The sequence below is a fragment of the Streptomyces coeruleoprunus genome (genome assembly GCF_039542925.1).
GTDB classification, from domain to species: Bacteria; Actinomycetota; Actinomycetes; order Streptomycetales; family Streptomycetaceae; genus Streptomyces; species Streptomyces coeruleoprunus.
Map to the genome: position 1 here is coordinate 3,336,979 of NZ_BAABIT010000001.1, position 25,136 is coordinate 3,362,114.

The window sequence follows — 25,136 nt, forward strand, 5'->3', positions numbered from 1 at the left end:
GCGTGACATCCCCCGACCGCGCGACCCGGACCCCTGACATCCGGGTCGCGCAGGCCGCGGCCGGGCGGCGCCTGTTCAGCCGCCCGGCCGCGGTCGCCTCCTGCGTCGGCTTCGTCCTCATCGGCGCCCTCCAGGCGCTGTACGGCCCGGCGGTCCCCGCCCTGCGCGAGGAGTACGGCCTGTCGCCGTCGGCGGCGGGCCTCGGGCTGAGCCTGCACTTCGTCGGCGGTGTCGCCGGGGTGCTGGCCTTCAACACCGTCCACCACCGGCTCAGCAACCGCGCGCTGCTGGCGTGGAGTTACGTCCTGATGGCGGCGGGCGGCCTGGGCTTCGCGCTGGCCCCGGACTGGCGGGTGTCCCTGGCCGCGGCCTTCCTGGCCGGGCTCGGGTTCGGCGGCATCGACTACGGGCTGAACCAGATGTTCGCCGTGGGCTTCGGCGACCGCAGCGCGGCGATGCTGAACGTACTGAACGCGCACTTCGGCATCGGTGCCGTGCTGGCACCGGCGCTGCTGGCGGCGCTGGGCCCGGAGAGCTACCCGTATGCCTTCGCGGGCTGCGCGGTGGTGTCGGCGCTGCTGGTGCTCTGCACGCGAGGCGTGCGCACACCCCCGCACGCGAAGGAATCCGAGGTCCCCGCGAAGGGCCGCTCCCCGCTCCTCTCCCCCGTCCTCCTCGGCTTCCTCCTCCTGTACGTCCTGAACGTGGGCGTCGAGGCGGGGATCGGCGGGTGGGAGCCGACCCACCTGGAGACCGTCGGCTACACGACGGCCGCCGCCGCCTCGGCCACGTCCGTCTACTGGCTGATGCTCACCGTGGGCCGCTTCCTCGTCGTGCCGCTGACGCTGCGGCACTCCCCGGAGCGGATCCTGACGGTGTGCGGGGCGGGCATGACGGTCTGTCTGCTGCTGTCGTCGGTCCCCGGTCTGGCACCGGCCGCGTACGCGGGCGCGGGGCTCTTCCTGGCGCCGGTCTTCCCCACGGGCCTTCCGTGGCTGGCCCGCGCCCTGCCGGGTGCGCGGCGGGCGGGCGCGTGGGTCATCGCGGCGTCCATGGTGGGCGGCGTGGCGGCCCCGCCGGCCCTCGGACTCGGCATCGAACACGCGGGCATCGACGCGGTGCCGTGGCTCCTCACCCTCCTGTCGGCCACGTCCTTGGCGGCCACACTGTGGCTGTTGGCCACAACCCGCCGCCGCTGACGGCCTGTCCGCGTGCGGGCCGGCGGGACCGGGTGCACCATGGGAGGCGGGGACCGTATTCGGCACTGGGGGCATCCCATGCGCAGATCCCGCAGCCTTCTCAAGCCGTTCTCCGCTTCTGCCACCGCCGGTCTGCTGGCCGCCGGGCTGCTGACCACCACGGGTCTCGGTGCCGCCACCCCCGCGAGCGCGGCGGCACCGTCCGGGCCGGACGACTGCCGACCGGGCTACGTGTGGCGCGGGACGGACCAGGAGGACCACGTCTGCGTCCTGCCCCCGGAGCAATGGGCCACCCGGGCGCAGAACTCCCTGCACCGCGACCGCAGTGACGCCTTCGGCCAGTGCCTGGCCGGTTTCGTCAAGCGCCGTGCCGTTCCCCGGGACCACGTCTGCGTCACGGAGGCCGAACGCGCCGCGGCGCGCAGGCAGAACGAACGCGCACCCATCAACTGGCAGGCGACCTACAGCCGGGTCCACCCCGACAGCTACGTCCCCTTCCCGTTCGCCCACGCCCACAACGACTACAAGGTGAGAAGCGCGTACACGATGAAGCGCGAGGGCAAGGAGGTCCTCTACGCCGACGTGGTGCAGGCGAGTACGGCGGACGGTACGGGCCTGGTCACCTGGCCGAGCACCGGTGCGAGCAACCAGCGCTTCGAGTTCCGCCGCGCCGGAAACGACGTGGCCTACCAGAACGTCTTCGAGATCGTGGCCGTGCACAGCGGCAAGTGCCTCGATGTCGCGGGATGGGGAAAGCACGACGGCGCCCGGATCATCCAGTGGCCCTGCCACGGCGGCAACAACCAGAAGTGGTATCTGGAGCGCCGCGCCGACAACCACTGGCAGATCCGCTCCCTCCACAGCGGCAAGTGCCTCGACGCCCACAACCCCCCCATGACCGCGCCGCCGCAGGGCACCTACCTCCAGCAGTGGACCTGCCTCGGCGGCAGGAACCAGGCCTGGCGGGTGGTCAACTGACCCCGCTACGCCGTTGTGCGGGTCCAGGACTGGTTGGGGCCCGATGTGCAGGTGTACTGGGCGATCGTCGCCATGTTCATGGTGGACTCGTCCAGGACGTCCAGGCATTTGCCGCTGTGGCGGGCCACCAGGTGGATCGCGCCGTCACCCGCGTCCCGTACCTGCCACTGCTGCTGGGAGCCCGGCCCGCACCCCTGTTGCTCCACGAGCGCCGCGTTCGCGGTGGACGCGTCCCGCACGCCGAGGCAGAGCGAGCTGTGGCGGGCGACCAGCTGGACGTAGCCCCCGCCGGCGTCGCGGAACCAGAACTTCTGGTTGCCGCCGCCGTTGCAGGTGTACTGGACGACCGCCACGCCCGGCAGCAGCGACTGGCTCGGCACGTCCAGGCACTTGGTGCTGTGCCGCGCGGTCAGGGTGGAGTACGGGCCGCCTCGGCCGGTGACCGTCCCCGCGGCCGTGTCGAGGACGACCTCCGGGTACCAGTTCATCGTCATCGTCGTCGCCGTCGGGAACTCCAGCGGCAGCCACACGTACCGCGAGTCGTTGACCTTGCCCCCGAAGGAGTTGCCCCAGCGGTCGCCCATGTAGAGATGGGACGTGCCGGCCGTGCCCTGCACCGGCAGGACGTACGCGGTCTGGGAGCCGTACGCCGTCGCGTCGCCGACGTCGCGCATCGCGGACCACGGGCCGGCGAGGCTGGTGGCGGTGGCGTACTGCTGCTGGTTGGGGTTCCAGCCCGTCGCGCCCGACGTCAGCATGAAGTAGACGCCGTTCCGTTCGAAGAGCGCGGGCGCCTCCCGGTGGCCGCCCGGCCACGGATTGGCGACCAGTGCCTGGACGCCGGTGTGGTCCGGCGTCAGGCGGTAGATGTGGAGGTCGTAGTTCTCGCGGGCGGCGGAGACCATGTAGCCGGTGCCGTCGGTGTCGGTGAACACCGTGATGTCACGGGACATGTGCTGCCCCAACGGCCGGAAGCTCCCCTTCCAGGTGTAGTCGCCGTCCACGGTGTCGGAGACGGCCACAGCGGCGCGGGCCTCGCTGTAGTCGGAGCCGTTCTCCTTGTGCATCCACATCACGAACTTCCCCGTGGCGCGGTTGTACATGACCTTGGGGCGTTCGATGTTGGCGACGGCCAGTTCGGGGTGGGTGGCCTGGGTGAGGACGTGGTTGCGGAACTCCCAGTTCTTCAGGTCCGTCGACCGGTACGCGGAGACGTGGCGGAAGGTGTTGTCGGCGTTCCGGTTCTCCCCGAACCAGTAGTAGTGGGCGCCGACCTTGATGACGCCGCCCCCGTGGGCGTGGAGGGGGCTGCCGGCGGTGTCGGTGAACTGGGTGCCGTTGACGACGGCGACGGGTGCGGCGTGTGCGGCCGGTGCGGGGATCAGCATCGCGAGGGCGCCGCCGAGGACGGTGAGGGCGGCGCCGATCCGGCGACGGAGCGACGTGCGGGTGCGGGTCGTGCGGAGGGTCATGGGGGGAGCCCTTCTGTCCGCGGTGTGAACTCCTGTGCGCTCGTGGTGAGTTGTGTTGCAACATAAGCGCTTCGAGTCCGTTCCGGCACCGTCGGAGCACCGCCGAAACTTTCGCCCCAGGGGCAGCTGGCCCCTCAGTCCTGCTGGAGCCTCTCCAGGTGGCACGCCCACCGCAGCGCGTGCGCGTTGTACGCGTCCAGGACCGCCAGCACCTTCGCGGGCTCGCCGAGCGTCACCGCGTCGACCAGCTCCTCGTGCCCGCTCCACAGCCAGTCGCGGAGCCTGCGGTCGCCGCGCAGGTAGGGCACCGCGAACACCCAGGCCTGCACGCGCAGCCGGTGCAGGAAGTCGGCGATGTAGTGGTTGGCCACGAAGCCGCCCAGCTCCCGCCAGAACCGCAGGTCGTAGCCGATCAGGATGTCGAGGTCCCCGGCGCGGGCCGCACGGGCCGCGGCCTCGGCCCGCCGGCGCACGGACACGAGGGCCGCGCCGTGCACGCACGTCAGCCGGGCGCCGCCCGGGTCGCCGGGCGTGGCCCGCTCCTCCAGGCGCCGGAAGACGCCGTCGACGATCAGCGAGCGCGCCTCGACCATGCCCCGGTAGTCGTCGACGGTGAACTGGTGAACGCGGAAACCTTTGTGCTGGTCGGAGTCGAGCAGCCCCTGTGCCGAGAGGTCGACCAGGGCTTCCCGCACGGGGGTCGCCGACACGCCGTACTGCTCGGCGATCTGTTTGACGGTGAACTCCTGGCCCGGCTGGAGACGCCCCGCGAGCACCTCGTCACGCAGCGCGTCCGCGATCTGCTGACGCAGGGTGCTGCGGGTCACTGGTCCGCTCGCGGGCATGGGCAGGTCCCCTCCGTCCGGTTTCGGACACCTTAAGCCAGTCGGAGGGGGCCACTCGAAGGGGTAAACCGATGCGGTTACGCAGTGTGCTTGTCCGCGACGGACAGTGCGGCGTCCAGCGCGGCCAGGCCCTCCTTCGCCTCGGCCTCGGTGAGGGTGCAGGCGGGCACCACATGGGTGCGGTTCATGTTGACGAAGGGCCACAGGCCGTTCTTCTTGCAGGCGGCGGCGAAGGCGGCCATCGGCGCGTTCGCCTCACCCGTGGCGTTGTACGGGACCAGCGGCTCGCGGGTCTCGCGGTCGCGCACGAGGTCCAGCGCCCAGAAGGCGCCCAGGCCGCGCACCTCGCCGACGGAGGGGTGCCGCTCGGCGAGGGCGCGCAGCCCGGGGCCGAGGACCTGCTCGCCGAGCGTGTCGGCGCGCTCGACGACCCGCTCCTCCGCCATGACCTGGAGCGTGGCGACGGCGGCGGCGCAGGCGAGCGGGTGGCCCGAGTAGGTGAGCCCGCCAGGGTAGGGCCGGTGGTCGAAGGTCGCGGCGATCCCGGCGGAGATCGCGACGCCGCCCAGCGGCACGTATCCGGAGTTGACGCCCTTGGCGAAGGTGAGCAGGTCGGGGACCACGTCGTAGTGGTCGGCGGCGAACCACCGGCCGGTGCGGCCGAAGCCGGACATGACCTCGTCGAGGATGAAGACGATGCCGTGCCGGTCGCAGATCTCCCGGACGCCGGCGAGATAGCCGGGCGGCGGCGGCATGATGCCGGCGGTGCCGGGGACGGTCTCCAGGATGATCGCGGCGATGGTGTGCGGGCCCTCGAACGCGATGGTCGACTCCAGGTGCGCGAGCGCCCGCTCGCACTCCTGGGCCTCGTTCCCGGCGTAGAACGGCGAGCGGTAGAGGAACGGCGCCCAGAAGTGGACGACGCCGGCGGACGCGGTGTCGGAGGCCCAGCGGCGCGGGTCGCCGGTGAGGTTGATCGCCGTGGACGTCGCGCCGTGGTACGACCGGTAGGCGCTCAGCACCTTGGGGCGGCCCGTGTGCAGCCGGGCCATGCGCACGGCGTTCTCGACGGCCTCGGCGCCGCCGTTCGTGAAGAAGATCTTGTCGAGGTCGCCGGGGGTGCGCTCGGCGATGAGGCGTGCGGCCTCGGAGCGGACGTCGACGGCGAAGGCGGGCGCGAAGGTGGCCAGCCGACCGGCCTGCTCCTGGATCGCGGCGACGACCTTGGGGTGCTGGTAGCCGATGTTGGTGAAGACGAGGCCGCTGGTGAAGTCGAGGTAGCGGTTCCCGTCGTAATCCCAGAAGTACGCGCCGTCGGCACCGGCGACGGCGAGGGGGTCGATGAGGGCCTGGGCGGACCAGGAGTGGAACACATGGGCACGGTCCGCCGCCTTGACGGCGGCACCGGTCTGCGGGAGGTCGGGGGTGCTCATGCCCGCCAGCGTAAGAAGCGCCCCACCCTCGGGGACATGGCCATCTTGTATGGCGGAAGGCGCGGCGATCGGCAAGGTGTCGCGGGGCGGGAGAGACCACCTCTTGACAACACACTGTCATCATGACAGCCTTCTGTCATAGAGGCAGACAGTACACACGGGGAAAAGAGGGCCACAGCCATGAGCAGCAGGACCGTTCACCTCGCCGTCTACGACACCCTCGCCGACTGGGAGACCGGCCACGCCACCGCCTGGCTCGCCCGCGGCGGCCACACGATCCGGACCGTCGGCCCGACCACCGAACCGGTCACCACCATGGGCGGGGTGCGCATCGCCCCCGACCTGGCCCTCGCCGACCTGCGCCCCGAGGACAGCACGCTGCTGATCCTGACCGGCGCCGACCTGTGGGACATGGGCGACGACCTCGCGCCCTTCGCCGCCGGGGCCCGCGCCTTCCTGGACGCGGGCGTGCCGGTCGCCGCGATCTGCGGGGCCACCGCCGGGCTGGCCCGCGAGGGCCTGCTCGACGACCGGGACCACACCAGTGCCGCCGCGCCGTACCTGGCCGCGACCGGCTACAAGGGCGGCGACCACTACCGCGAGACCGACGCCGTCACCGACGGCGACCTCATCACCGCCGGGCCCACCGAGCCCGTCGCCTTCGCCCGGGAGGTCCTGGGCAGGATGGGCGTCTTCGAGGGCGCCAAGCTCGACGCCTGGTACCGCCTGTTCCACCACTCCGACCCGGCCGCGTACGAGGAACTGAACGCATGACCCGTCACGAACAGGACCTGCTGAGCCGCACAGCGCTCGCCGTCTTCCGCCTGAACGGCCAGTTCCTCGGCGTCTCCGAGGAACTGGCCAGGCCCGCCGGGCTCACCGCCGCCTGGTGGCAGGTCCTCGGCGCGGTCCTGCGGGAACCGCTGCCCGTGGCCGGGATCGCCCGCGCCATGGGCATCACCCGGCAGAGCGTGCAGCGCGTCGCGGACCTCCTCGTCGAGCGGGGCCTCGCCGCGTACGCCCCGAACCCGGCCCACCGCCGGGCCAAGCTCCTGGCGCCCACCGACGAGGGCCGCGCCGCCGTCGCCCGTATCGACCCCGGCCACGCCGACCTGGCGGCCCGCCTCGCCGCCGAACTGGGCGAGGAGGCGTTCACGGAGACGGCCCGGGTGCTGGAACGGCTGTCGCGCGCGATGGACGCGATCGACGTCGGGTAGGGTTCCCGGGTCGACCACTCGACACCCGACTCTTCATCAGGAGGTGAGACCCATCAACGCCAGGTCAGGCAGGGTGCTCTCCTCCCAGGGCGGTACGGTCTCCGCCGCGCCGTAGCGAAACCGCCGGGAGCACTCGCGAAAGCGGCTCCCGAAAGGCTTCCAGGCTTCCATGCCCATGTTCTCCGACCTCGTCACCCGTCTGCGCGCCGCCGGCTGCGTCTTCGCGGAGGACGAGGCACGGCTCCTCCTCGCCACGGCCCGCACCCCCGCCGAACTCGACGCGATGGTCGCGCGCCGCGTCGCCGGCCACCCGCTGGAACACGTCCTCGGCTGGGCCGAGTTCGGCGGGCGGCGCATCGCCGTCGACGACGGCGTGTTCGTCCCGCGCCGCCGCACCGAGTTCCTGGTCGAACGGGCGGCCGCACTGGCACCGGCCGGGGCGGTCGTCCTCGACCTGTGCTGCGGTACGGGCGCGCTGGGCGCCGCGCTCACGGCGGCCCTCGACGGGGACGTCCGCCTCCACGCCGCCGACATCGACCCGGCCGCCGTCCGGTGCGCCCGCCGCAACGTCACACCCCTGGGCGGCGAGGTGTACGAGGGCGACCTCTACGCCCCCTTGCCCGCCACGCTCCGGGGCCGCGTCGACGTCCTCCTGGCCAACGTGCCGTACGTCCCCACCGACGACGTCGCCCTCCTCCCCGCCGAAGCCCGCGTCCACGAGGCCCGGGTCGCCCTCGACGGCGGCGCGGACGGCCTGGACGTCCTGCGCCGCGTCACCGCCGAGGCGGGCGCCTGGCTGGCCCCGGCCGGCTCCCTCCTCTTCGAGACGAGCGAACGCCAGACCCCCGAGGCCCTGAGAGTGGTCGAAGCGGCGGACCTGACCCCCCGCGTCGACACGTGCGAGGACCGGGAGGCCACGGTCGTCACCGCTACCGGCGGAACAGCGCGTTGAGGGTGCTCCGCAGCCTTGTGGAGACGCCGGAGCACCAGCACCTCGTCCACCGCGAAGCGCAGGAAGAGAGCCTGCTGGTCAGCGACCCGACAAAGGTGAGTACCTACGCCCAGCGGTATGCGAGGATTCGAGCACAGGCCCTGGATCCGCGTGAATCGCCGGGTCTCATCGAGCGGTTGGCAGGAGAACAGCCATGAGCAGCACCCTGCGGTGGTTCAAGTCGAGCTACACCAACGCCGGCGGCGGCGAGTGCATCGAAGTGGCCTTCGACCGGCACAGGTCGTCGCACACCGTCCACATCCGCGGCTCCAAGAAGACCGGCGGCCCGCTGGCCGTCGCCCCCTCGGCATGGTCGGCGTTCCCGGCCCTCACCACGGCCGAGTAGCTTTGAGAACCGTGATCGCCGGGCAGCTGGTCGAGCTGCCCGGCACCATCGCCGCCATCCGCGCCGCCCTGGACGAGGACCGGGCCAAGGAGTTCGACGCGGAGATCCTGAACGCCCCCGTGGCCGACCTGCCGATGGCGCTCGTGCGGTGGGCGCTGTCGACGACGGAGGCGGACCGCGAGGACGCCGAGCTGTTCGAGCGCCTGGCGCGCGGCGAGGACGTACGGGAGTGACCGGTTACCGCCTCCAGTACGCTCCCCCGGCCGACCTGGCCCTCGACTCCATGGACTCCTCCCTCCGCACCCGCTTCGACGCGGGCATGCGGACCTTGCTGATACCGGACCCGTACGGCCACGGCTCGGCGCCGATAGGCCGCGACGAGGACCGCCGGGAGGCGACGGTGTCGGGGGTCGTGATCCGCTATTACGTCAGCCGGAGCGTGCTGACGGTGACGGTCGTGCGGGTCGTCTTCCTCTGAGGCGCGGCAGAGACGCCTAACCGGCCCGGCGGCGGTACTGGCCCGGCGGCATCCCGTACTCCCGTCTGAAGGCCTTGGCGAAGGCGAACTCCGAGGTGTAGCCGGCGCGTCGGGCCACGGTTCGCAGGGGTGCGTCGTCCGTACGGAGGAGTCGGCCGGCGGTCGTCATGCGCCACCAGGTGAGGTACGCGAGTGGGGGTCGGCCCACGAGGGTGGTGAAGCGCCGGGCGAAGGCGGCACGGGAGAGGCCGCCCTCGGCGCCGAGTTCCTCCACTGTCCAGGACCGGGCGGGGTCCGCGTGGATGGCGCGGAGGGCGGCGAGGACGGCGGGGTCACCGAGGGCGGCGGACCAGCCGGTCGTGCGGTCGGGGCACTCGCTGAGCCACCAGGTGCGCAGCAGCAGGAGCAGGAGGGTGTCGAGGAGGGCCGGTACGAGTGCGTGGGAGCCGGGCTGCGGGTCGGCGAGTTCGGCGCCGAGCAGGTCGACGGCGGCCCGCAGCCGGGTGTGGGCGCCGGCCCGCGCGGACAGGTGCACGAAGGGCGGCAGCTCGGTGAGGAGCGGGTGGGCGCGGGTGCGGCTCAGCTGGTAGGAGCCGCACAGCAGCAGGGTCTCGTCCGGGGCAGCGGGTTTTCGGTGGGGTTCGGTGGGCCAGGTGCCGTCGGGCAGGGGCAGCACGTCGACGAGCGGGTTGCCGGGGTGGCCGGCCAGGCCGTGGCCGGTGCCGTGGGCGAGCAGGACGACGTCTCCGGCGCGCAGTTCGACGGGTGCGGCGTCGTCGTCCGGCGGGATGAGCCAGGCCGTTCCCTGGACGACGACGTGGAATCCGGCGCCCTTGTCCGGGGCGAAACGGTAGCCCCATGGGCCGGAGTTGACCGTACGGGAGGAGTGGGGCCGCCCGGCGCGCATGGCCGCGACGGCATCGCTCAGTACGTCCATCTCGGCACCGTACCGCAGGGGCGGAGCGCCGCGAGCGAGACGATCGGACAGGGAGGTGAGTCGCAGGGACATGGAGCGTCTCGCGCTCGGCGCCTACGGTCGCTCGCATGACAACAACGCGTACTGCCAGGGCGGTTCTGTTCCACGAGCTGGGCGGGCCGGAGGTGCTGACCGTCGAGGACGTCCCGCTCCCCTCCCCGGGCCCGCACGAGGTGGTGATCCGGGTCGAGGCGATCGGCCTGAACCGCGCCGAGGCCCTGTTCCGCGCGGGGACCTACTACTACCCGGCGACGCTCCCCGGGTCCCGGCTCGGCTACGAGGCGGCCGGTGTGGTGGAGGAGGTCGGCGCGAGTGTCACCGCGTACGTTCCGGGCGACTTGGTGATGGCCGCGGCCAACTTCGATTTCGGGGTGCACGGGGTGTACGCGGAGCGGGTCGTGCTGCCCGAGGAGTACGTGGTGCGCCGCCCGGAGGGCGTGGACGCGGTGACGGCCGCGGCGACGTGGCTGGCGTACTCGACCGCGTACGGCGGCATGGTGGAGGCGGGCGGGCTGCGCCCGGGGGACGTCGTGGTGATCACGGGAGCGTCGAGCGGGGTCGGGACGGCCGCGCTCCAGACGGCGCTGCGGGTCGGCGCGGTGCCGATCGCGACGACCCGTGGGGCGGACAAGCGGCGTCGGCTGCTCGATCTGGGCGCGGCGCATGTGATCACCACCGATGACGAGGACCTGGTCGAGGAGGTCAAGCGGCTGACCGGCGGCCGGGGCGCGCGGGTCGCCTTCGACGCGATCGGCGGGCCGGGCTTCGGGGAGCTGGGCAACGCCTTGGAGCCGGGCGGCACGGCGGTGCTCTACGGCTGGCTGGATCCGCGTCCGGCGACGGTCTCCCAGAACTGGCCGCTGACGGTGCGCGGTTACAACAACGGCGCGGTGGTGGACACGGCGGAGGGACGCGCCCGGGTGTCCGGCTTCATCGGCTCGGGGCTGCGGGACGGCACTCTGGCACCGGTGATCGCCGAGACCTTCGACGGCCTGGAGCGGATCGCCGACGCCCATCGCCTGATGGAGTCCAACACCCACACGGGCAAAATCGTGCTACGGGTCTAGGCTGCGGAGGGGTGCGGGGCCCGAACGCACCTCGGGCCCCGCACCGGTCCGGCTCAGCGCTGCTCGGGGAGCCTGATGGTCCGTACGAGCGGCATGTCGGCGTACAGCTCCGGCTGCGTGGTCACCACGGGGCGGCCGTTGGGCCAGTCCGGGGTGGGCCGCGACAGGTGGATCGCGTGGCCGAGCCGCCACTCCACGCCGTCCCGCATCAGCGCGCCGACGGCGCAGACGCCCGCGAAGTCCAGCTCCACGATCTCCGCCGAGGGCAGCGCGCCCACGTGTTCGGCCAGCCCCTTGCGGGACCCGTCGGCCGCCGTGAGGCAGAGCGCGGGAACGTAGACGTGCCGGGTCGGGCCGTGCTCCGTGTTCGCGATGAACTGCGACGCCAGGCTGTTGCCCGAGCCGAGGGCGAGGAGCGCGGACTCGTCGTAGACGACGGCGGTGGAGGCGGTCACAGGCTGTCCACAGGCTCGCCGGCCTCCAGCTCCCGCCAGACCTTCTCCACGCGGTCGTGGTCCTCGTCCGTGAGGGTCACCCCGAAGTGCGTCTCGCAGTACGCCTTGGTCTCCTCGTACCGCTTGCGGCGCTCCTCCAGCGTCGGCGTCGCCCCGACCAGCTCGGCGAGGTAGTCGCGCATCGTCATGCCGTGCTCACGGGCCAGCACCATGAGGCGGTCGCGGACAGCGGGGTCGATCTTCACGGTGGTGTCAGCCATATGGACAGTATACGGACGGTATACCGTCGCCTGAGGACGTTCCAGCAAGGTCGTCATGACCAGCCCTTCTTTCGGTGGACCCGGCCGCCCTAAGCGGCCGGGAGCTTCAGCGGGGGCCCGGTAGGCCCTGCAGGCCGTGGCGGAGGGCGTTGCGGGCCAGGGAGCCGCCGCGCAGGGCGGCCGCCACGAAGCCGGTGGGCGTCGGCGGGGGCGATGCGGCACAGCGGCGGCAGGAGGCGCCCTCGGGGACGGGTGCCCCGCAGTCGGCGCACTCGTGACGCACGGGCGCCGTCGGGCGAGGTGCCGGTTTCTTGCGCCTCAGGCGGTCCGCCAGCAGGGCGGCGGGTGCGTGGACTCGTGCGGGCAGGCCTGTTGTCAGGGCCTCTTGGACGGTCGCCTCGGTCGCACCGACGGCGAACCACTCCTCGACCAGATCTCCCAGCTTCGCCGCCTCTTCCTCGCCGACCGCGATGCGCGGCTCGCGCCTCCCCAGCGAGGCGAGGAGCCGGGCGGCCCTGCTGGGCACCTCGACCGGACGCGGGGGCGGGGAGGGAGGTTCTTGTTCCCTGGTTCTTTCTCCCGAAGGGAGAGCTCCCGCGACTCCGGCGTCCGGGTTTCCGGCCGCCGGTTGCCGAGCGGGGGCCGGGGTGACGGCAGGAGCGGCAGGAGCGGCGGGGCACACGGTTTCGGTCGCGTCGTACGGACTGTCGTACACGTCGTACACCGTCACCCAGTAACCCGTTCGGGTGTCCTGGAGCGAGGCCCTCCGGAGGTACCGCGCGTCCTCCAGCTCCTGGAGCGCCTTGCCGATGCGCGTGCGGCCCTCCTTGCGGCGTTTGGCCAGGCTGCGGATGTCCGCGCAGGCTCCGTCGGGGAGGCTCAAGAGGTAGACGAGGACGCCCGCGGCGAGGAACGAGATGTCGGGATCCCGTAGAAGTTCGTTGCCGAGAGTCGTGAAGTTCCGCGTACGCGCGGTACGGTGAATTCGCATTGGGAGGTCTAGCTCCTGGTGTCATGCCCCCGAGTGTTGCCGCACTGCGGGGGCGATCTCTTGATCGCGCTCTGTCGCTGCGACTGTATCCCCTGACTCCTTTGCGCGCGCAAGCCAACTCCCTTTAGTCATACAGATGTTGAGGAGCCGGCGACCGGAGCCATGACCCCCGGCCCCACCTGCGGTTTCCGCCGCCGAGGAACACCGAAGGGCGGCCACCGAACCGGTGGCCGCCCTTCAGGCATATGCCGAATTCACTCCTGTGAGTGATCGGTTTTTCAGAACAGCCGGAGCTTCGCCTGCCAGCCCGCACCGATCTTCACGGTGGAGCCGAAGGACCCCCTGCCGTTGCCGTTGTTGCGGAGCAGGTCGCCCGCCGAGTTGCGGGTGACCAGGTCCGGGCGGCCGTCACCGGTGATGTCGCCCGCGCCGACGAACGCGTTGCGGCCCGACGCCCAGCTGTTGCCGAAGACCAGGACACGCGGCTTGACCGTGCCCGTCGCCGTACCGTCGTAGCGCCACAGGGAGTTGGCGCCGTCCACCGCCAGCAGGTCACCGATGCCGTCGCCGTTGAGGTCACCCGCACCGACGATCGCGCGGTACGCCTTCCAGTTCGTACCGATCCTGCCCCGCGCCTTCAGACCACCCGCGCCGTTGTCCGCGTACAGGTAGATGTCACCGGTCGTGGCCTGGCGGGCGACGAGGTCCGGGCGGCCGTCACCGGTCAGGTCACCGGGCGACGTCAGCACGTTGAACTGACCCCACGCCGTGCCGAGGGAGGTGTACGGGTGCTTCGGGTTCACGTAGCCGTGGCACCAGCCGTGGTGGCGGCGCAGTTCGCTGCCGACGCGGATCAGGAAGTCGTTGCAGCGGTTGCCGTCCATGTCGCCCATGGGCACGACGAGGGTGTTGGTCGGCCAGCCCGCCACCGACGTCGTACGGGAGTAGCCGCCCGTGCCGTTGGCGGCGTGGACGGCGATGTCGCCGCCGGAGCCGAGCGACAGCAGGTCGGGCCGGCCGTCGACGGTCAGGGACATGCTGGCCGCCGTGCTGGTCGCGCTGTGGTCACGCCAGACGGGGGCGCCGGTGTCGAGGGTGAACGACCCGGACCTGGTCAGCACGGGGCCCTGGCCGTTGGCCGGCTGGGCGGTGAGGACGTAGGTGTAGGCGCCGTTCGTCGCGTAGCCGTCGGCGGTCTTCCCGTCCCAGGCCGCCTGGATCAGGCCGTTCTGGGCGTTGCCACTGAGGGTGTGGACGACGCGGCCCGTGCGGACCTCCTTGAACTGGATCTGCCAGGCACTCGCGGGCCGCGACAGCCGGAACTGGGTCCGCAGGCCCCGCCGGTACTCGGTGGTCTGCGCGGAGTCGACGATGACCAGCGGCTCGGTGGGCACCCCGCTGGGCGCGAGGTGGATGGTGCCGTCGGCCGCGGCGTACGCGACGGGCCCGCCGAACCGGTCGACGGTCCAGGTCACCCCGCGCTGCGGGGCCGTCGTGGCGGGCAGGTCGCCGACGGTCTGCGTGGTGTCGGCGACACCGTCGCGGAACTCGGTCAGCAGCAGCTTGCCGGCGGCCTTGTCGTGCCGTACGAGGAAGCCGTCACCGATCAGCGCCTCACCGGACGGCACGGGGATGTTCTTCTTGGCGGTGTTGTCCCACACGCCGGCCTTGCCGGTCGGCCCGCAGTTCCAGTAGATCCAGCGGCCGACGGCCTGGAGCTCCTTGGGCACGCAGGGCGCACCGGTGTTGAGGGTGGAGCGGACGCCGGTGAGCAGGTTCTCGGAGTTGAGGATGCCGGCGGTCGCGGAGGGCGTCCAGGCGGTGCGGCCCCAGACGGTGGTGGGCGTGATGGCGCGGGTGCGGATCACGGTGCGCTCGGCGACCAGCTCGTCGAAGTCACCGATGTACTGCTTGCCGCCGGCGGGGTCGTCGACGACGGCGTACCGGCCGGTGATCTCCTTCACCCGGGCGTCGAGGGACGGGACGCTGAAGGTGGCCCCGACCGGCGCCGAGGCGATCGAACCGATCGACGTGTGACCGCGGCCCGGATTCGTACCGTAGATTCCGCCGTCACCGGCCGCAATGGGGCCCTGACCGTGACCCTCGGTGTAGCTCAGGGTCTGCGAGGCGCCCGAGGTGAGCTGCGCACCGTCCGTGGTGACGGGGCGGGCGTAGTAGTGGAGGCCGTTGTTCTGGTTCCGCAGCTCCAGGGTCGCGAGGGTTCCGTTGGCCAGGGAGAGCTGCTTGACCGTGGCCGCCGGCGGGATGTCGGCGACCTTGGTGAGGACGGGTGCCGTCCCATCTGCGGGGGCGGTGACCCGGCGTACCGCCCAGTGGGACGCGTCGGTCCCGCCGATGGCGAGCACGTCGCCGCCGGGCACCTGGGCCATGGACAGACTCGCCCGGTCGAGCAGCGTCACGGGATCCCCGCCGCGAAGCGGCACGGCCTTCAGCCCCACGCCGGTGACACCGTCCTGTGCCAGGCCGGTCACCAGGACCCAGTCGCCGACGACGGCAAGCCGGGTCGTCCGCGGGTCGCCGGACCAGGGCACGGTGATGGGAGTGGCGAGCGGCGTGTCGCGCGGTACGGCGTTGATTTGCTTGCCGTCGGCGGCGAGCCAGACCAGCCACTGCTCCCCCAGCCCGAGGACCGAGGGGTTCACGGCCGGACCGTCCGTCACACGGGCGGTCTCGATGTCGAGCAGCCCGAGCTGGGTGACACCCGCGTCGTTCTTGACGCGCACGATCACGGTACGGGTATCGCCCACGGGCGAGTAGTGGAGGGACACGTCGACGACGTCGCCTTCCACCCGGCGGGTGGTGGTGCTGCCGTCGGCGGCGACCCGGTTCAGGTACAGGGTGCGCTGAGGATCGGACGAGCCGAGGGTGTAGGCGGCGGTGACAATGGTCTCGCCGTAGGTGCCCACGTAGTGCTGGCCGTCCGGGACCGTGAACTTACGGGTCGTGCCGTCGATGGGGTTCCGCAGTTCGATGGCCCCTCCCGCGTCGACGACCACGAGGTCGGAGCCGGAACCATTGCGGAACCATTGGCCGTCGGACTGCTGGGTCTTGACGGTGCGCCCATCGGCATAGCTCGTCCAGAGGATCCCGTTCTGTTCCTCCGTGCGCCAGAAACCGTGTGTCCCTGCGTTCAGCAGCTCCACGTGGCGCGGTGCCGTCCGTTCGGACGGGATGACCGTGTGCGCCGGCAGCGGTGCCGGCTCGGCGGCCCCGGCCGTGCCACCGAGCGGCGCGATCGTGCCGATGACGAGGCCCGCGACCAGAGTGGCGCGGGCGATGGTGTGACGTGGCAAGAGATTCCCTCCCCTGAACCGAAAAGGCGTGGGGGAAGGCGGCGGCGTACGTCGCCGGCCACGGTCTCGCAGAGCCCCCCGGCCCGAGACACCCCACCCCACGGTGGCTGAATCGTAACAGGGGGGCCTGCACAGATGTGCGAGGTCAGATGGTCAGCAGTACAGGTTGGCGCCCGTGGGAACGCCCAGGACCTGGGTGAACTGCTGGTACTTCGTGACCCGGCTCTGCACCTGCGCCGGGTTCTTGCCGTCGCACTCCAGGGCGCCGTTGATGGAGCGGATCGTCTGGCCGAATCCCGCGCCCGTGACCATCGCGTTGTGGGCGGTCATCGTGCCGGGGCCGTTCTGGGTGTTCCAGTACCAGAGGCCGGTCTTCCAGGCGACGGCCGCCTCGCGCTCGACGCGGTAGGGGTTGTTCAGCAGGTCGATGCCGAGGGCGTCCCCGGCGGCCTTGTAGTTGAAGTTCCAGCTGAGCTGGATCGGGCCGCGGCCGTAGTACGCGGCCTGCCCGGCCGGGCAGCCATAGGGCTGGTTCCGGTCACAGTAGTGGGGGTAGTTCGCGGTGTTCTGCTCCACTATGTGGACGAGCCCACCGGTCTCGTGGTGGACGTTGGCGAGGAAGGCGGCGGCTTCCTGCTTCTTCACCGTGTCGCTGCCGGTGTTCGCGAACGCCGGGTAGGCGCCGAGCGCGGCCTTGAGCCCGCTGTACGTATAGAACGGGTTCCGGTTCGGGAACATCTGGTTGAACTGCGCCTCCGAGACGACGAAGCCGGAGGGCGCGGGGTCCGTGGGGGTGGAGCCGCCGCAGGCGCCCTGGTCGGCCCAGACGTCGACCGTGCCCGGCCGCTCGTTCTGGGTCCACCACTTGGCCTGCCAGTTGCGGCCGTTGTACGAGGCGGTGTTGCCGCCCCAGTAGACGGCGGAGGAACTCCACGGGGCCGCGCATTCGGCGGCGGAGGCGGTGGAGGCGGGGAGGAAGACGGCGAGGCCGACCGCGGTGGCGAGAGCGGCGAAGAGGGAGAGCAGGCGTCGAGCCATGAGGATGCCCTTCGTGGGGGATGAGGGGGCAGTGCCTTACGGAACCGCGAATGGTCTGTACCTGTCAAGGTCTAGACCAGAAGCGTGCGCGGGCCACGCATGCCCGTTGCGGGCCACCCCAGTTGACGGCCCGCACCCCCACCGGGGGTGAGCCGCCAAGAGGCGGGCAGGCCCACCCACCACCGGCGGTCAGCCACCCACGGGCGGGCGGTCCCACCTACCCCACCCCCCACCGGGGGTCAGCCGCCCACGCACGGGACGGGGGTGGACCGGGGGTCGCGCGCGCAGGATTGGCGATGCAGTAACGCTTCGCGCTCATGGGCCCGAGCGAGCCAATCTGAGCACGTGACCCCCGGGCCGCACCCGGACTCACCCACCGTCGTGGCGCGCAAGGGGCGGGCCCTCAGGCCGGGGGGCCGTTCCTCGTTGTGCCCACCCGTTCCTCCCCCAAGGACTACGTCCAGGGGGGACCCCCATGCGGAACGACTGCCCACAACGAGGAACGGCGGCACCGGCGCCAGCCCACAACGACGGAACGGCAGCACCGGCGCCAGCCCACAACGACGGAACAGCGGCACAGCGACGCCAGCCCCCAACGACGGAACGGCGGCACCGGCGCGAGCCCACAGCGGGAACCACAGCGAAACGGCGGTGCCGGCCACCACGAGCAAACGGCGGCACCGGACACGCCAGCCCAGAGGGCGGAACGGCTCCGACACCGGTCGGGGCGTGTGCGAAGATCCCGGCGTGGATGCCCTGACGCCTGACGACCCCGCCGCCATAGGCCCCTTCCGTCTCCTCGGCCGTCTCGGTACCGGCGGCATGGGCCGTGTCTACCTCGCCCGCTCCGCCGGCGGCCGCACCGTCGCCGTCAAGGTCGTGCACGCCGAGCTGGCCGCGCAGGACGAGTTCCGGCGCCGGTTCGCCCGCGAGGTGGCCGCGCTGGAGCGGGTGGGCGGCGTGGGCACCGCGCCCGTGCTGGGCTCCGACACGGAGGCGGACGCGCCCTGGGTCGCCATCGGGTACGTCGCCGGGCCGTCCCTGCGCACCGTCGTCGGCGAGACGTACGGCCCGCTCCCCCCGGACTCCGTACGGGCCCTCGCCGTCGGCCTCGCCCGGGCGCTGGAGCACATCCACGCCGCGGGGCTGGTCCACCGGGACCTGAAGCCCGCGAACATCCTGCTCACCGTCGACGGCCCCCGCATCATCGACTTCGGCATCGCCCGCGCCGTCGACACCGTCACCGACGGCGGCCTGACCAGCACGGGAGCCGTCGTCGGCTCGCCCGGCTTCATGTCGCCCGAGCAGGTGCGCGGCCAGCGGCTCACCCCCGCGTCCGACATCTTCTGCCTGGGCTCCGTCCTGGCGTACGCGGCGACCGGCCGCTCACCGTTCGGCACCGTCGACAGCGGCGTCCACGCCATGATGTTCCGCATCGCGCACGACGAGCCCGACCTCGAGGGCCTGCCGCCGGAGCTGGGCGACCTCGTACGCGCCTGCCTCAGCAAGGATCCCGCCGACCGGCCGACCGCGGCCTACCTGGCCGCGCACGTCGAGGCCGCCGAGCCGTGGCTGCCCGCCGGGCTGCTCGCCCAGCTCGGCCGGGAGGCCGCCCGGCTGCTCGACGCGGACGGCGACCCGACGCCGGTCCAGCACGCCCGCCCGGTCACCGAACCGGCACGGCCCGGCCGCAGGCGCAGGCGCTGGCCGCTCGTCACCGCGGCCGCCGCACTCGCGCTCGCCGCCGCCGGCACCGCCCTGGCCCTCACGTACGGGCTGCCCGGCGCCCTCCGCCCGGGCGGCGGCGACCACACGACCCCTGCGGCGGACTCCCGCGCCGGCGCGATACCGGCGGCGTTCCTCGGGGCCTGGGAGGGCGTCCTCAGAGGCAGCGCCACCGCGCCCTACGAGACGGCCCGCATCGAGATCGTCCAGGGCACGCCTGGCTCCAAGGCCGGGGTGTACGTGCACGTCAGCGGCGACCAGCTGTGCATGGGCCGCTCGACGCTCGTCTCGGCGAACGAGGACAAGGTCGTCTTCGGCGAGAGCGACGTCACGACCAGCGTGCCCGCCAAGCGCTGCATGCCCGCCGCGCACCAGACGCTGACCCTGCGCTCCCCGGACGTCGTGGAGTGGAGGTCCGGCGCCGCGTCGGCGACCTTCCGCAAGTCACGCACCGGCGCGAACGCCGTACCGCCGAATCTGGTCGGGACGTGGGAGACGCCCCCGAACCCGGAACTGCCGCCGGAGGAGCGGGACCTGTACAGCTCGACCCTGACCGTCACGCAGGGTCCGGTCGGCGCCCCGCTGATCCACTTCGAGGAGACGTACCCGCGGTACGACGAGGAGACGAGCAAGCCGACCGGCGACCCGGTGTACTGCGCGAGCACCGCCATCGTCGGCGGCGTCGGCGACCTCGTCATCGTGGGCCCGCACCAGCTGGACGCGGCGGCGTCGGACGACGAGTGCACGGCGTACAGCTCGCAGAACCTGCGGATCAGCCGGATCGACGGCAAGGACCGGATGCTGCTCTACGACATGAGCACGGACAGCGAACCGGCCGAGTACACCAAGAAGTTCGGCTGACCCTCCGGGCCCCCAGGCCCGTCCCGAGTCCCGCCCCCACCGGCCACCCGTGCCGGAGGGAGGCGGGACTCCGCCGTTTCAGAGGCGGGACCCCACCCACCCCAGCGGCGGTACTCCGCCGCGTCAGAAGCGGGACTCCGCCATTTCAGCGGCCTCATCCGACGTCTCACGTCCCAGCCGTCCCGCGTTGTCCCGGAAGTCGTCGCGGGACGGTCCAGCAGCCCGAACCCAGGTCAATGATGGGCCGACCCGACGAACCCTCTTCTCCGACCAGGAGACGCCGATGCACCCATCCCTCGCCGCGCGGCGGCCCGCCCTCACCCGCTGCGCGGTCCTCCTCGCCGCGGCCCTGCTCATGGTGCTGGGCCTGCCGCGCCCCGCAGCCGCCTTCTCGGCCGCGTTCTTCCCGACCCAGAGCGCCGGCAACCGGGGCTCCGACGTGACCGCCCTGCAGTACCTGCTGAACGCCCGGGGCCAGAGCGTCGGCGCCGACGGGGTCTTCGGCTCCGGCACGAAGAGCGCCGTCGTCGCCTTCCAGGGCGCGAACGGCCTCACGGCGGACGGCATCGTCGGCCCCGCCACCTGGGGCAAGCTCGTCGTGACCGTCCAGCAGCCGGACAGCGGCCCGGCGGTCAAGGCGGTCCAGCACCTCCTGAACGCCAAGCGCGGCGCGGGCCTCACCGTCGACGGCGTCTTCGGCTCCGGCACCACCGCCGCCGTGAAGTCCTTCCAGTCCCACGCCGGGCTGGGGGCCGACGGCATCGTCGGCCCGACGACGTGGCGCAACCTGCTCTGGCACTACGAGAGCGTCGACTTCGGCGCGGGCACCCTCTGCGACCAGAACCCGGACGGCAACACCAGCGCCAACTGGGGCACCTCCGCCGCCGTCGGCCAGCTGGAGGCCGCCGCGGCCGCGTTCGCCGCCACCGGCAACGGCCGGCTCCCCGTCGGCGACCTCAGCTGGGAGCACGGCGGCGACATCCCCGGCCACGGCAGCCACGAGGCGGGCCTCGACGCGGACGTCTGGCCCATCCGCACCGACTCGGCCCAGTGCGGCGCGGGCCGCATCACCTGGGAGTCGTCCACGTACGACCGCGACGCCACCCGCAAGCTCGTCCAGGAGATCCGGGCCAAGGCCCCCGGCCACATCAAGGTCATCTGGTTCAACGACCCGGTGCTCATCAACGAGGGCCTGGTGAAGCCGCTCACCAACCACGACAACCACCTGCACATCCGCTACTGCGAAGCCGTGCACCCGAACGCGCTCTACACCTGCTGATCCGACCGACGACTCACCGTCCGACCACCATCCGACCACCACCCGACCACCGTCCGACGAACGTCCGACCAACGGGAGAGGACACCACCATGAGCAGCACCCACCTCAGCCGCCGCGGCCTCCTGCGCTACGGCGCCGGCGCGCTCGCCGCGACCGGCCTGGCCGTGACCGCGAACATCGCCCTGGCCGGCACCGCCGCCGCCTACAGCTGGTCCCGGACCCTCTCCGAGGGCATGTCGGGAGCCGACGTGAAGGAGCTCCAGATCCGTATCGCGGGCTGGGCCTACGACACGCCGAAGCAGACGTACGTGTCGCTCGACGGCGACTTCGGGCCCGGCACCAAGGCCGCGCTGATCCGCTTCCAGAAGGCGTACGGCCTGTCCCAGGACGGCGTCGCCGGGCCGCAGACCTTCGCCGCGCTCAACGCCCTGGAGAGCTCCGACGGTTCGACCGCGCACTTCGACTGGTCCGAGTTCCACAGCAAGGACGGGTCCGGCTTCACGGGCGGCAGGGTCGCCGAGGCCACCGTCAAGGAGAACGTCCGCCGCAACATGTACAAGCTGGAGGCGCTGCGCAAGAAGGCCGGCGGCCGGTCGATCACGGTCAACTCCGGCTTCCGCAGCACCGCCCACAACGCGAAGGTCGGCGGCGCGTCCAACTCGATGCACGTGTACGGCATCGCCGCCGACATCGTCGTGTCGGGCCTGACCACCTACCAGACGTACAAGATCGCCGAGACGTGCGGCTATTCGGGCCTGGAGGCGTACACGCACTCCTGGCAGCACGTCGACAGCCGGATGGAGTACCCGTACGACGCCCAGTCCTGGTGGTGGGAGAGCGGCATCGTGCTGTAAGAGAGGCACGGCGAACGGCCCCCGAAGCGCGAGGCTCCGGGGGCCGTTCCGTACGGCGGCCGCAATCAGGCGAGCAGCCTGCTCCACGTGCGGGCGTCCACGACGCCGTCGGACGGCAGGCCTCGGGACGTCTGGAAGGTCCTGATGCCCGCCTCCGTGCCCGAGCCGAAGATCCCGTCGACGGTGGTGGGCGTCCCGTGCGCGGTCAGCTGGCTCTGCACGGCCTTCACGGCCTGGCCGGACGCGCCCCGGGCGACCGGCATGGCGAGGTGGTGCCAGGTCTGGTTGCCGGCGATCCCGTCCACGTACGCCCGGTTGAGGGTCTGGAAGTCGCGGACCGCGGCCTCCGTGGCCGGGCCGAAGGAGCCGTCCACGGTGAGCGTGGCGCCCCGGCCGGTCAGCAGGTACTGGAGGGTGCGCACCCGCTCGCCGGTCTCGGAGCTGCGGACGACGGGCCAGACCGGTGCCGTCGGGTCGCCGCCGATCCGGGCGGCCACGTCCCGGCGCAGCTGCGGGAGCAGGGCGTAGAGGCGGTCGCCGGGGCACGCGGTGTTGTTGAAGTCGCGGTGGCCGTAGATCTGGTAGGCGCGCAGCCCGTACTGGCGGCAGATGTGGGTGCACAGGTCGAGGAGCGCCGCGTACTGCTGGCCGCGCGGGTCGACGGTGTCGTACGTGCCCTCGTTCTCGATGCCGATGGCGATGGTGTTCTGGCCGGTGCAGTGCGCGCCCTCGACGGTCCCGCTGCCGGCCTGGAGGGTGGCGAGGCTCTGGTGGCGGCCCTCCACCACGTGCGCGCCCCGGCTGATCGTGAAGTGCTGGCCGCTGTCGATCCAGCCCCTGCTGTCCATGTGGAACTTCTGGATGGACCGGGCGAGGGCGAAGGCGTGGGCCTGCGAGTAGTCGGTGACGTTCGCCGTGGCGGTGTGATGGACGATGATCTTGTGCGGGCGGGCGGCCAGGACGTTGACCGGGCTGCTCGGCGGGCGGGCGCCCCAGGCCGCGCAGTCGGATATCAGCGGCCCTGCCGCCGCGTACGCCCGGCCTGCCGGGCCCAGCGGGGTCAGCGCGGCCGCCGCGCCGAGGGCCAGCGCGCCCGTGAGTACGGCACGGCGGTGGGGGCCGGAGTGGTCGATGGATGCCAAGTCGGTCTCCTCTGCGGGATCTTGGACGGTTCGGGCCCACTCTGTGGGCCCGGCCCGCCGTCCCTCCAGACCTCAGCCGTCCCGGGACACCGTTCCGGCCACGGGACGCATCCCGGGACGCGTCGTTCCCGTCCATCCCTCAAAGACGCAGGCCAGCCGGGAAGTTGACTGTGCAACAGACAGCGGGAGAAGGAGAACCAGCCCATAAAATGCGCCAGGTCGGCCGAGGGGGGCCGGAAAAGGACGACGCGGGGACTGTTGATGAACGACCAAGCCGACGCCACAGGGGAGAGACCGGGTGAGCGGGCCCGGCTGCTCGCGGAGATGCGCCGCATCAAGGAGACCTCGGGGCTGAGCTTCGGCCGCCTCGCGGACCGGACGCACTACAGCCGCTCCTCCTGGGAGCGTTTCCTCAACGGCAAGCAGCTGCCGACCTGTGTCGCGCTGGAGCAGCTGGCCGAGGTGGCCGGGGAGGACCCGGCGCCGCTGCTGGCCCTGCTGGAACGTATCTCCGCGGAGGGCGCGCCAGCCGCGCAGGAGGCGCAGTGCGCCCCGTCGGCGCCCGCGCAGGCCGGTCCGGCGCGTCAGCCGGACGCACCCGCGCGGGCCGTGGCCGCCGGTCAGGAGGAGAAGCGGCCACCCGAGCACGACCCGGCGGACCGGCGCACGACGGAACCGCCGTCGGGGGACGGGCGGACGGTGGAGCCACCGCCGGCGGACGGGCAGTCGGCGAGCCGGCCGGTGGCAGACCGGCGGCCGGAGGAACGGAACACCGCCGACCGGCGGCCGGGCGAGGCCCCGCAGCCCGGCCCGCTGGTGCTCGCGTGGTCGCCGCGCCGGCGGCGGAGGCTCGGTCTGGCCGCGTCCGTCGTGGCCGGCGCCGTATGCGGCTCGTTCCTGACGGTGTTGGCGCTCAGCCCGTCCGCCGCCGAACCGGACGGCGGCCCCGACGCGCGGGCGAGCATCAGCTCCCCGCCGCCCGGAGCGCCGGTGCCGGACACGGTTCCGTCACGCACGGGTCCGGTCGAGGTGGGCTGCCGCCGCGACGCCTGCATCGGCCGCGACCCCAAGGCGGCGGACTGCCAGTGGGACGCCGTCACCGCCCATGACACCTGGCTGCGCGGCATGCACATCCAGCTGCGCTACAGCGAGGCGTGCCAGGCCGTGTGGGGCCGCGTCGAGAACGGCACGGTCGGCGACACCGTGCGGATCAAGGGGCTGACCGGCCTGGAGATGGAGGCGACCATCCGTATCGACCGGGACACCTACACCAAGATGCTGGCCGTGAGCGCCGAGGCGCCGCCCCGCACGGTGACGGTGTGCGGGGCCATCCCCAGCCAGAAGCAGATGGAGTGCTCGCCGCACCGGCAGGTCCAGCCGTGACGGCCAGCCGGCCCTTTCGAGGCAGGGGATTCCTTGTCAGCGGTCATCCACGTCCCCCATCCACACGCGACGGCCCAGTTCGTCCAGCTCCTCCTTCATCTCTCGGGCCTCTGGTAGCGCCCTGCTGAGCAGCCGCCAGTAGGCTGGGCCGTGCCCGGCGACTCGCATGTGCGCCAACTCGTGGGCGATCACGTAGTCGACGAGGTGAATCGGAAGCTGGAACACGGCCCAGTGCAGCGCAATCTGCCCAGATTCCGCTGCGACCCCCTGGTTGGCACGGTAAGTACCCCAGCGGTGCCCGAGATCCCGCACGCGTACCGTGGGCTCTCCCACATCCATGCGCGCGGCCCAGGGCTGGAGACGGCCCCGTACCCAGCGCTGCCCGGCCCCGCAGTACCAGGCGGCCATCGCCTTCCGTGCCTCTCGCGGGTCACCGGCCACGGTGGAGCTCAGCTGGAAACGCCCCGCCACCAGGCGTACCGCCGCATCCGGCTCGTCGACGAGCAGCAGTGGATAGTCCCGCCCGAGGTAGCGGTGGATCTCACCGTCGCGCAGAGAGCGTGTGGGGTGGAGCTGGCGGCGCTCGGCGCCGAGCCGGAGCTTGCGCTCAATCCACTGTCTGCTGTCCCTGACGAAGGTCTCGGCTCTCTCGGGATCGCATCCCTCGGGCACCCTCAGGATGAGCGAGCCGCCCCGCTCGACGGTGAGCCCCAGCCTCTTTCGACGGGGGCTGACCCGTACATGGAGCGGCAGCCCGTCCACGTCCAGGACCGCGTCGTCGGAGAGGAGGACGCGGTCTCGACCATCGGGGTCCGGCAGGACGGGCATGCTC

Annotated in this window: 25 protein-coding genes; 14 read left to right on the forward strand and 11 right to left on the reverse strand. The window is 72.2% G+C overall.

What is annotated here, in order from left to right:
* Positions 1-2 precede the first annotated feature (2 nt).
* On the forward strand, positions 3-1,199 hold the full coding sequence (locus ABEB09_RS14635; protein ID WP_380839377.1) for an MFS transporter: 1,197 nt from the start codon (positions 3-5) through the stop codon (positions 1,197-1,199).
* A gap of 78 nt (positions 1,200-1,277) precedes the next feature.
* Complete coding sequence (locus tag ABEB09_RS14640) at positions 1,278-2,177, forward strand: RICIN domain-containing protein (RefSeq protein WP_345690343.1); 900 nt, start codon at positions 1,278-1,280, stop codon at positions 2,175-2,177.
* Between the two features lie 5 nt (positions 2,178-2,182).
* Here the strand turns inward: ABEB09_RS14640 and ABEB09_RS14645 are convergent, their stop codons facing one another.
* The 3 genes from ABEB09_RS14645 to ABEB09_RS14655 form a co-directional block, all read right to left on the reverse strand.
* Positions 2,183-3,649, reverse strand: a complete 1,467-nt coding sequence (locus tag ABEB09_RS14645) for an RICIN domain-containing protein (RefSeq protein ID WP_380839375.1) — start codon at positions 3,647-3,649, stop codon at positions 2,183-2,185.
* 134 nt (positions 3,650-3,783) lie between these two features.
* Positions 3,784-4,494 carry a GntR family transcriptional regulator gene (locus ABEB09_RS14650; protein ID WP_345690344.1) on the reverse strand — a complete coding sequence of 237 codons (711 nt, stop codon included), beginning with the start codon at positions 4,492-4,494 and terminating at the stop codon, positions 3,784-3,786.
* 77 nt (positions 4,495-4,571) lie between these two features.
* Positions 4,572-5,927 (reverse strand): aspartate aminotransferase family protein, encoded by a 1,356-nt coding sequence (locus ABEB09_RS14655; RefSeq protein WP_345690345.1) that lies wholly within the window; start codon positions 5,925-5,927, stop codon positions 4,572-4,574.
* A gap of 180 nt (positions 5,928-6,107) precedes the next feature.
* Here ABEB09_RS14655 and ABEB09_RS14660 point away from each other — a divergent pair, with 180 nt between their 5' ends.
* The 7 genes from ABEB09_RS14660 (at position 6,108) to ABEB09_RS14690 (ending at position 8,959) form a co-directional block, all read left to right on the forward strand.
* Positions 6,108-6,701: a DJ-1/PfpI family protein gene (locus ABEB09_RS14660; RefSeq protein WP_345690346.1), complete on the forward strand. Its 594-nt coding sequence runs from the start codon at positions 6,108-6,110 to the stop codon at positions 6,699-6,701.
* A complete protein-coding gene (locus ABEB09_RS14665; RefSeq protein WP_345690347.1) occupies positions 6,698-7,144 on the forward strand; it encodes a MarR family winged helix-turn-helix transcriptional regulator in 447 nt (148 codons plus the stop codon). The genes ABEB09_RS14660 and ABEB09_RS14665 overlap by 4 nt, the downstream gene beginning before the upstream one ends.
* Positions 7,145-7,319: 175 nt before the next feature.
* On the forward strand, positions 7,320-8,096 hold the full coding sequence (locus ABEB09_RS14670; RefSeq protein ID WP_345693943.1) for a putative protein N(5)-glutamine methyltransferase: 777 nt from the start codon (positions 7,320-7,322) through the stop codon (positions 8,094-8,096).
* A 17-nt stretch (positions 8,097-8,113) separates the two neighbouring features.
* Positions 8,114-8,293 carry a Scr1 family TA system antitoxin-like transcriptional regulator gene (locus ABEB09_RS14675; RefSeq protein ID WP_425580049.1) on the forward strand — a complete coding sequence of 60 codons (180 nt, stop codon included), beginning with the start codon at positions 8,114-8,116 and terminating at the stop codon, positions 8,291-8,293.
* Positions 8,290-8,481: a DUF397 domain-containing protein gene (locus ABEB09_RS14680; RefSeq protein WP_345690348.1), complete on the forward strand. Its 192-nt coding sequence runs from the start codon at positions 8,290-8,292 to the stop codon at positions 8,479-8,481. Before ABEB09_RS14675 ends, ABEB09_RS14680 begins: the two co-directional genes overlap by 4 nt.
* A gap of 11 nt (positions 8,482-8,492) precedes the next feature.
* Positions 8,493-8,714: a hypothetical protein gene (locus ABEB09_RS14685; RefSeq protein ID WP_345690349.1), complete on the forward strand. Its 222-nt coding sequence runs from the start codon at positions 8,493-8,495 to the stop codon at positions 8,712-8,714.
* A 50-nt stretch (positions 8,715-8,764) separates the two neighbouring features.
* Positions 8,765-8,959: a hypothetical protein gene (locus ABEB09_RS14690; protein WP_345693944.1), complete on the forward strand. Its 195-nt coding sequence runs from the start codon at positions 8,765-8,767 to the stop codon at positions 8,957-8,959.
* 16 nt (positions 8,960-8,975) lie between these two features.
* Here ABEB09_RS14690 and ABEB09_RS14695 read toward each other — a convergent pair whose 3' ends face one another.
* Positions 8,976-9,896 carry an AraC family transcriptional regulator gene (locus tag ABEB09_RS14695; protein WP_345690350.1) on the reverse strand — a complete coding sequence of 307 codons (921 nt, stop codon included), beginning with the start codon at positions 9,894-9,896 and terminating at the stop codon, positions 8,976-8,978.
* 107 nt (positions 9,897-10,003) lie between these two features.
* Here ABEB09_RS14695 and ABEB09_RS14700 point away from each other — a divergent pair, with 107 nt between their 5' ends.
* Positions 10,004-11,002, forward strand: coding sequence for a zinc-dependent alcohol dehydrogenase family protein (locus tag ABEB09_RS14700; RefSeq protein ID WP_345690351.1), 999 nt, complete (start codon positions 10,004-10,006; stop codon positions 11,000-11,002).
* A gap of 53 nt (positions 11,003-11,055) precedes the next feature.
* On the opposite strand, the gene ABEB09_RS14705 is transcribed toward ABEB09_RS14700, so the two are convergent.
* The 5 genes from ABEB09_RS14705 to ABEB09_RS14725 form a co-directional block, all read right to left on the reverse strand.
* Positions 11,056-11,457 (reverse strand): PIN domain-containing protein, encoded by a 402-nt coding sequence (locus ABEB09_RS14705; RefSeq protein ID WP_345690352.1) that lies wholly within the window; start codon positions 11,455-11,457, stop codon positions 11,056-11,058.
* Positions 11,454-11,717 (reverse strand): hypothetical protein, encoded by a 264-nt coding sequence (locus ABEB09_RS14710; RefSeq protein ID WP_345690353.1) that lies wholly within the window; start codon positions 11,715-11,717, stop codon positions 11,454-11,456. The genes ABEB09_RS14705 and ABEB09_RS14710 overlap by 4 nt, the downstream gene beginning before the upstream one ends.
* Positions 11,718-11,823: 106 nt before the next feature.
* The gene (locus ABEB09_RS14715; protein ID WP_345690354.1) at positions 11,824-12,708 is read right to left on the reverse strand and encodes a hypothetical protein; all 885 of its coding nucleotides are present in this window, start codon (positions 12,706-12,708) and stop codon (positions 11,824-11,826) included.
* 278 nt (positions 12,709-12,986) lie between these two features.
* A complete protein-coding gene (locus tag ABEB09_RS14720; protein ID WP_345690355.1) occupies positions 12,987-16,022 on the reverse strand; it encodes an FG-GAP repeat domain-containing protein in 3,036 nt (1,011 codons plus the stop codon).
* Positions 16,023-16,175: 153 nt separating this feature from the next.
* Positions 16,176-17,060, reverse strand: a complete 885-nt coding sequence (locus ABEB09_RS14725; protein WP_345690356.1) for a glycoside hydrolase family 19 protein — start codon at positions 17,058-17,060, stop codon at positions 16,176-16,178.
* Positions 17,061-17,807: 747 nt separating this feature from the next.
* On the opposite strand from ABEB09_RS14725, the gene ABEB09_RS14730 reads away from it, so the two are divergent.
* The 3 genes from ABEB09_RS14730 (at position 17,808) to ABEB09_RS14740 (ending at position 21,779) form a co-directional block, all read left to right on the forward strand.
* Positions 17,808-19,646 carry a serine/threonine-protein kinase gene (locus ABEB09_RS14730; protein ID WP_345690357.1) on the forward strand — a complete coding sequence of 613 codons (1,839 nt, stop codon included), beginning with the start codon at positions 17,808-17,810 and terminating at the stop codon, positions 19,644-19,646.
* Between the two features lie 283 nt (positions 19,647-19,929).
* A complete protein-coding gene (locus ABEB09_RS14735) occupies positions 19,930-20,925 on the forward strand; it encodes a penicillin-insensitive murein endopeptidase (protein ID WP_345690358.1) in 996 nt (331 codons plus the stop codon).
* An 89-nt stretch (positions 20,926-21,014) separates the two neighbouring features.
* A complete protein-coding gene (locus tag ABEB09_RS14740; RefSeq protein ID WP_345690359.1) occupies positions 21,015-21,779 on the forward strand; it encodes a D-Ala-D-Ala carboxypeptidase family metallohydrolase in 765 nt (254 codons plus the stop codon).
* Between the two features lie 65 nt (positions 21,780-21,844).
* On the opposite strand, the gene ABEB09_RS14745 is transcribed toward ABEB09_RS14740, so the two are convergent.
* Positions 21,845-22,921, reverse strand: a complete 1,077-nt coding sequence (locus ABEB09_RS14745) for a peptidoglycan recognition protein family protein (protein ID WP_345690360.1) — start codon at positions 22,919-22,921, stop codon at positions 21,845-21,847.
* 261 nt (positions 22,922-23,182) lie between these two features.
* Between ABEB09_RS14745 and ABEB09_RS14750 the strand changes: the two genes are divergently transcribed.
* Entirely contained in the window at positions 23,183-24,304 is a 1,122-nt protein-coding gene (locus ABEB09_RS14750) for a DUF2690 domain-containing protein (protein ID WP_345690361.1), read from the forward strand.
* 36 nt (positions 24,305-24,340) lie between these two features.
* Here ABEB09_RS14750 and ABEB09_RS14755 read toward each other — a convergent pair whose 3' ends face one another.
* Positions 24,341-25,132 carry a M48 family metallopeptidase gene (locus ABEB09_RS14755; protein ID WP_345690362.1) on the reverse strand — a complete coding sequence of 264 codons (792 nt, stop codon included), beginning with the start codon at positions 25,130-25,132 and terminating at the stop codon, positions 24,341-24,343.
* Positions 25,133-25,136: the final 4 nt, after the last annotated feature.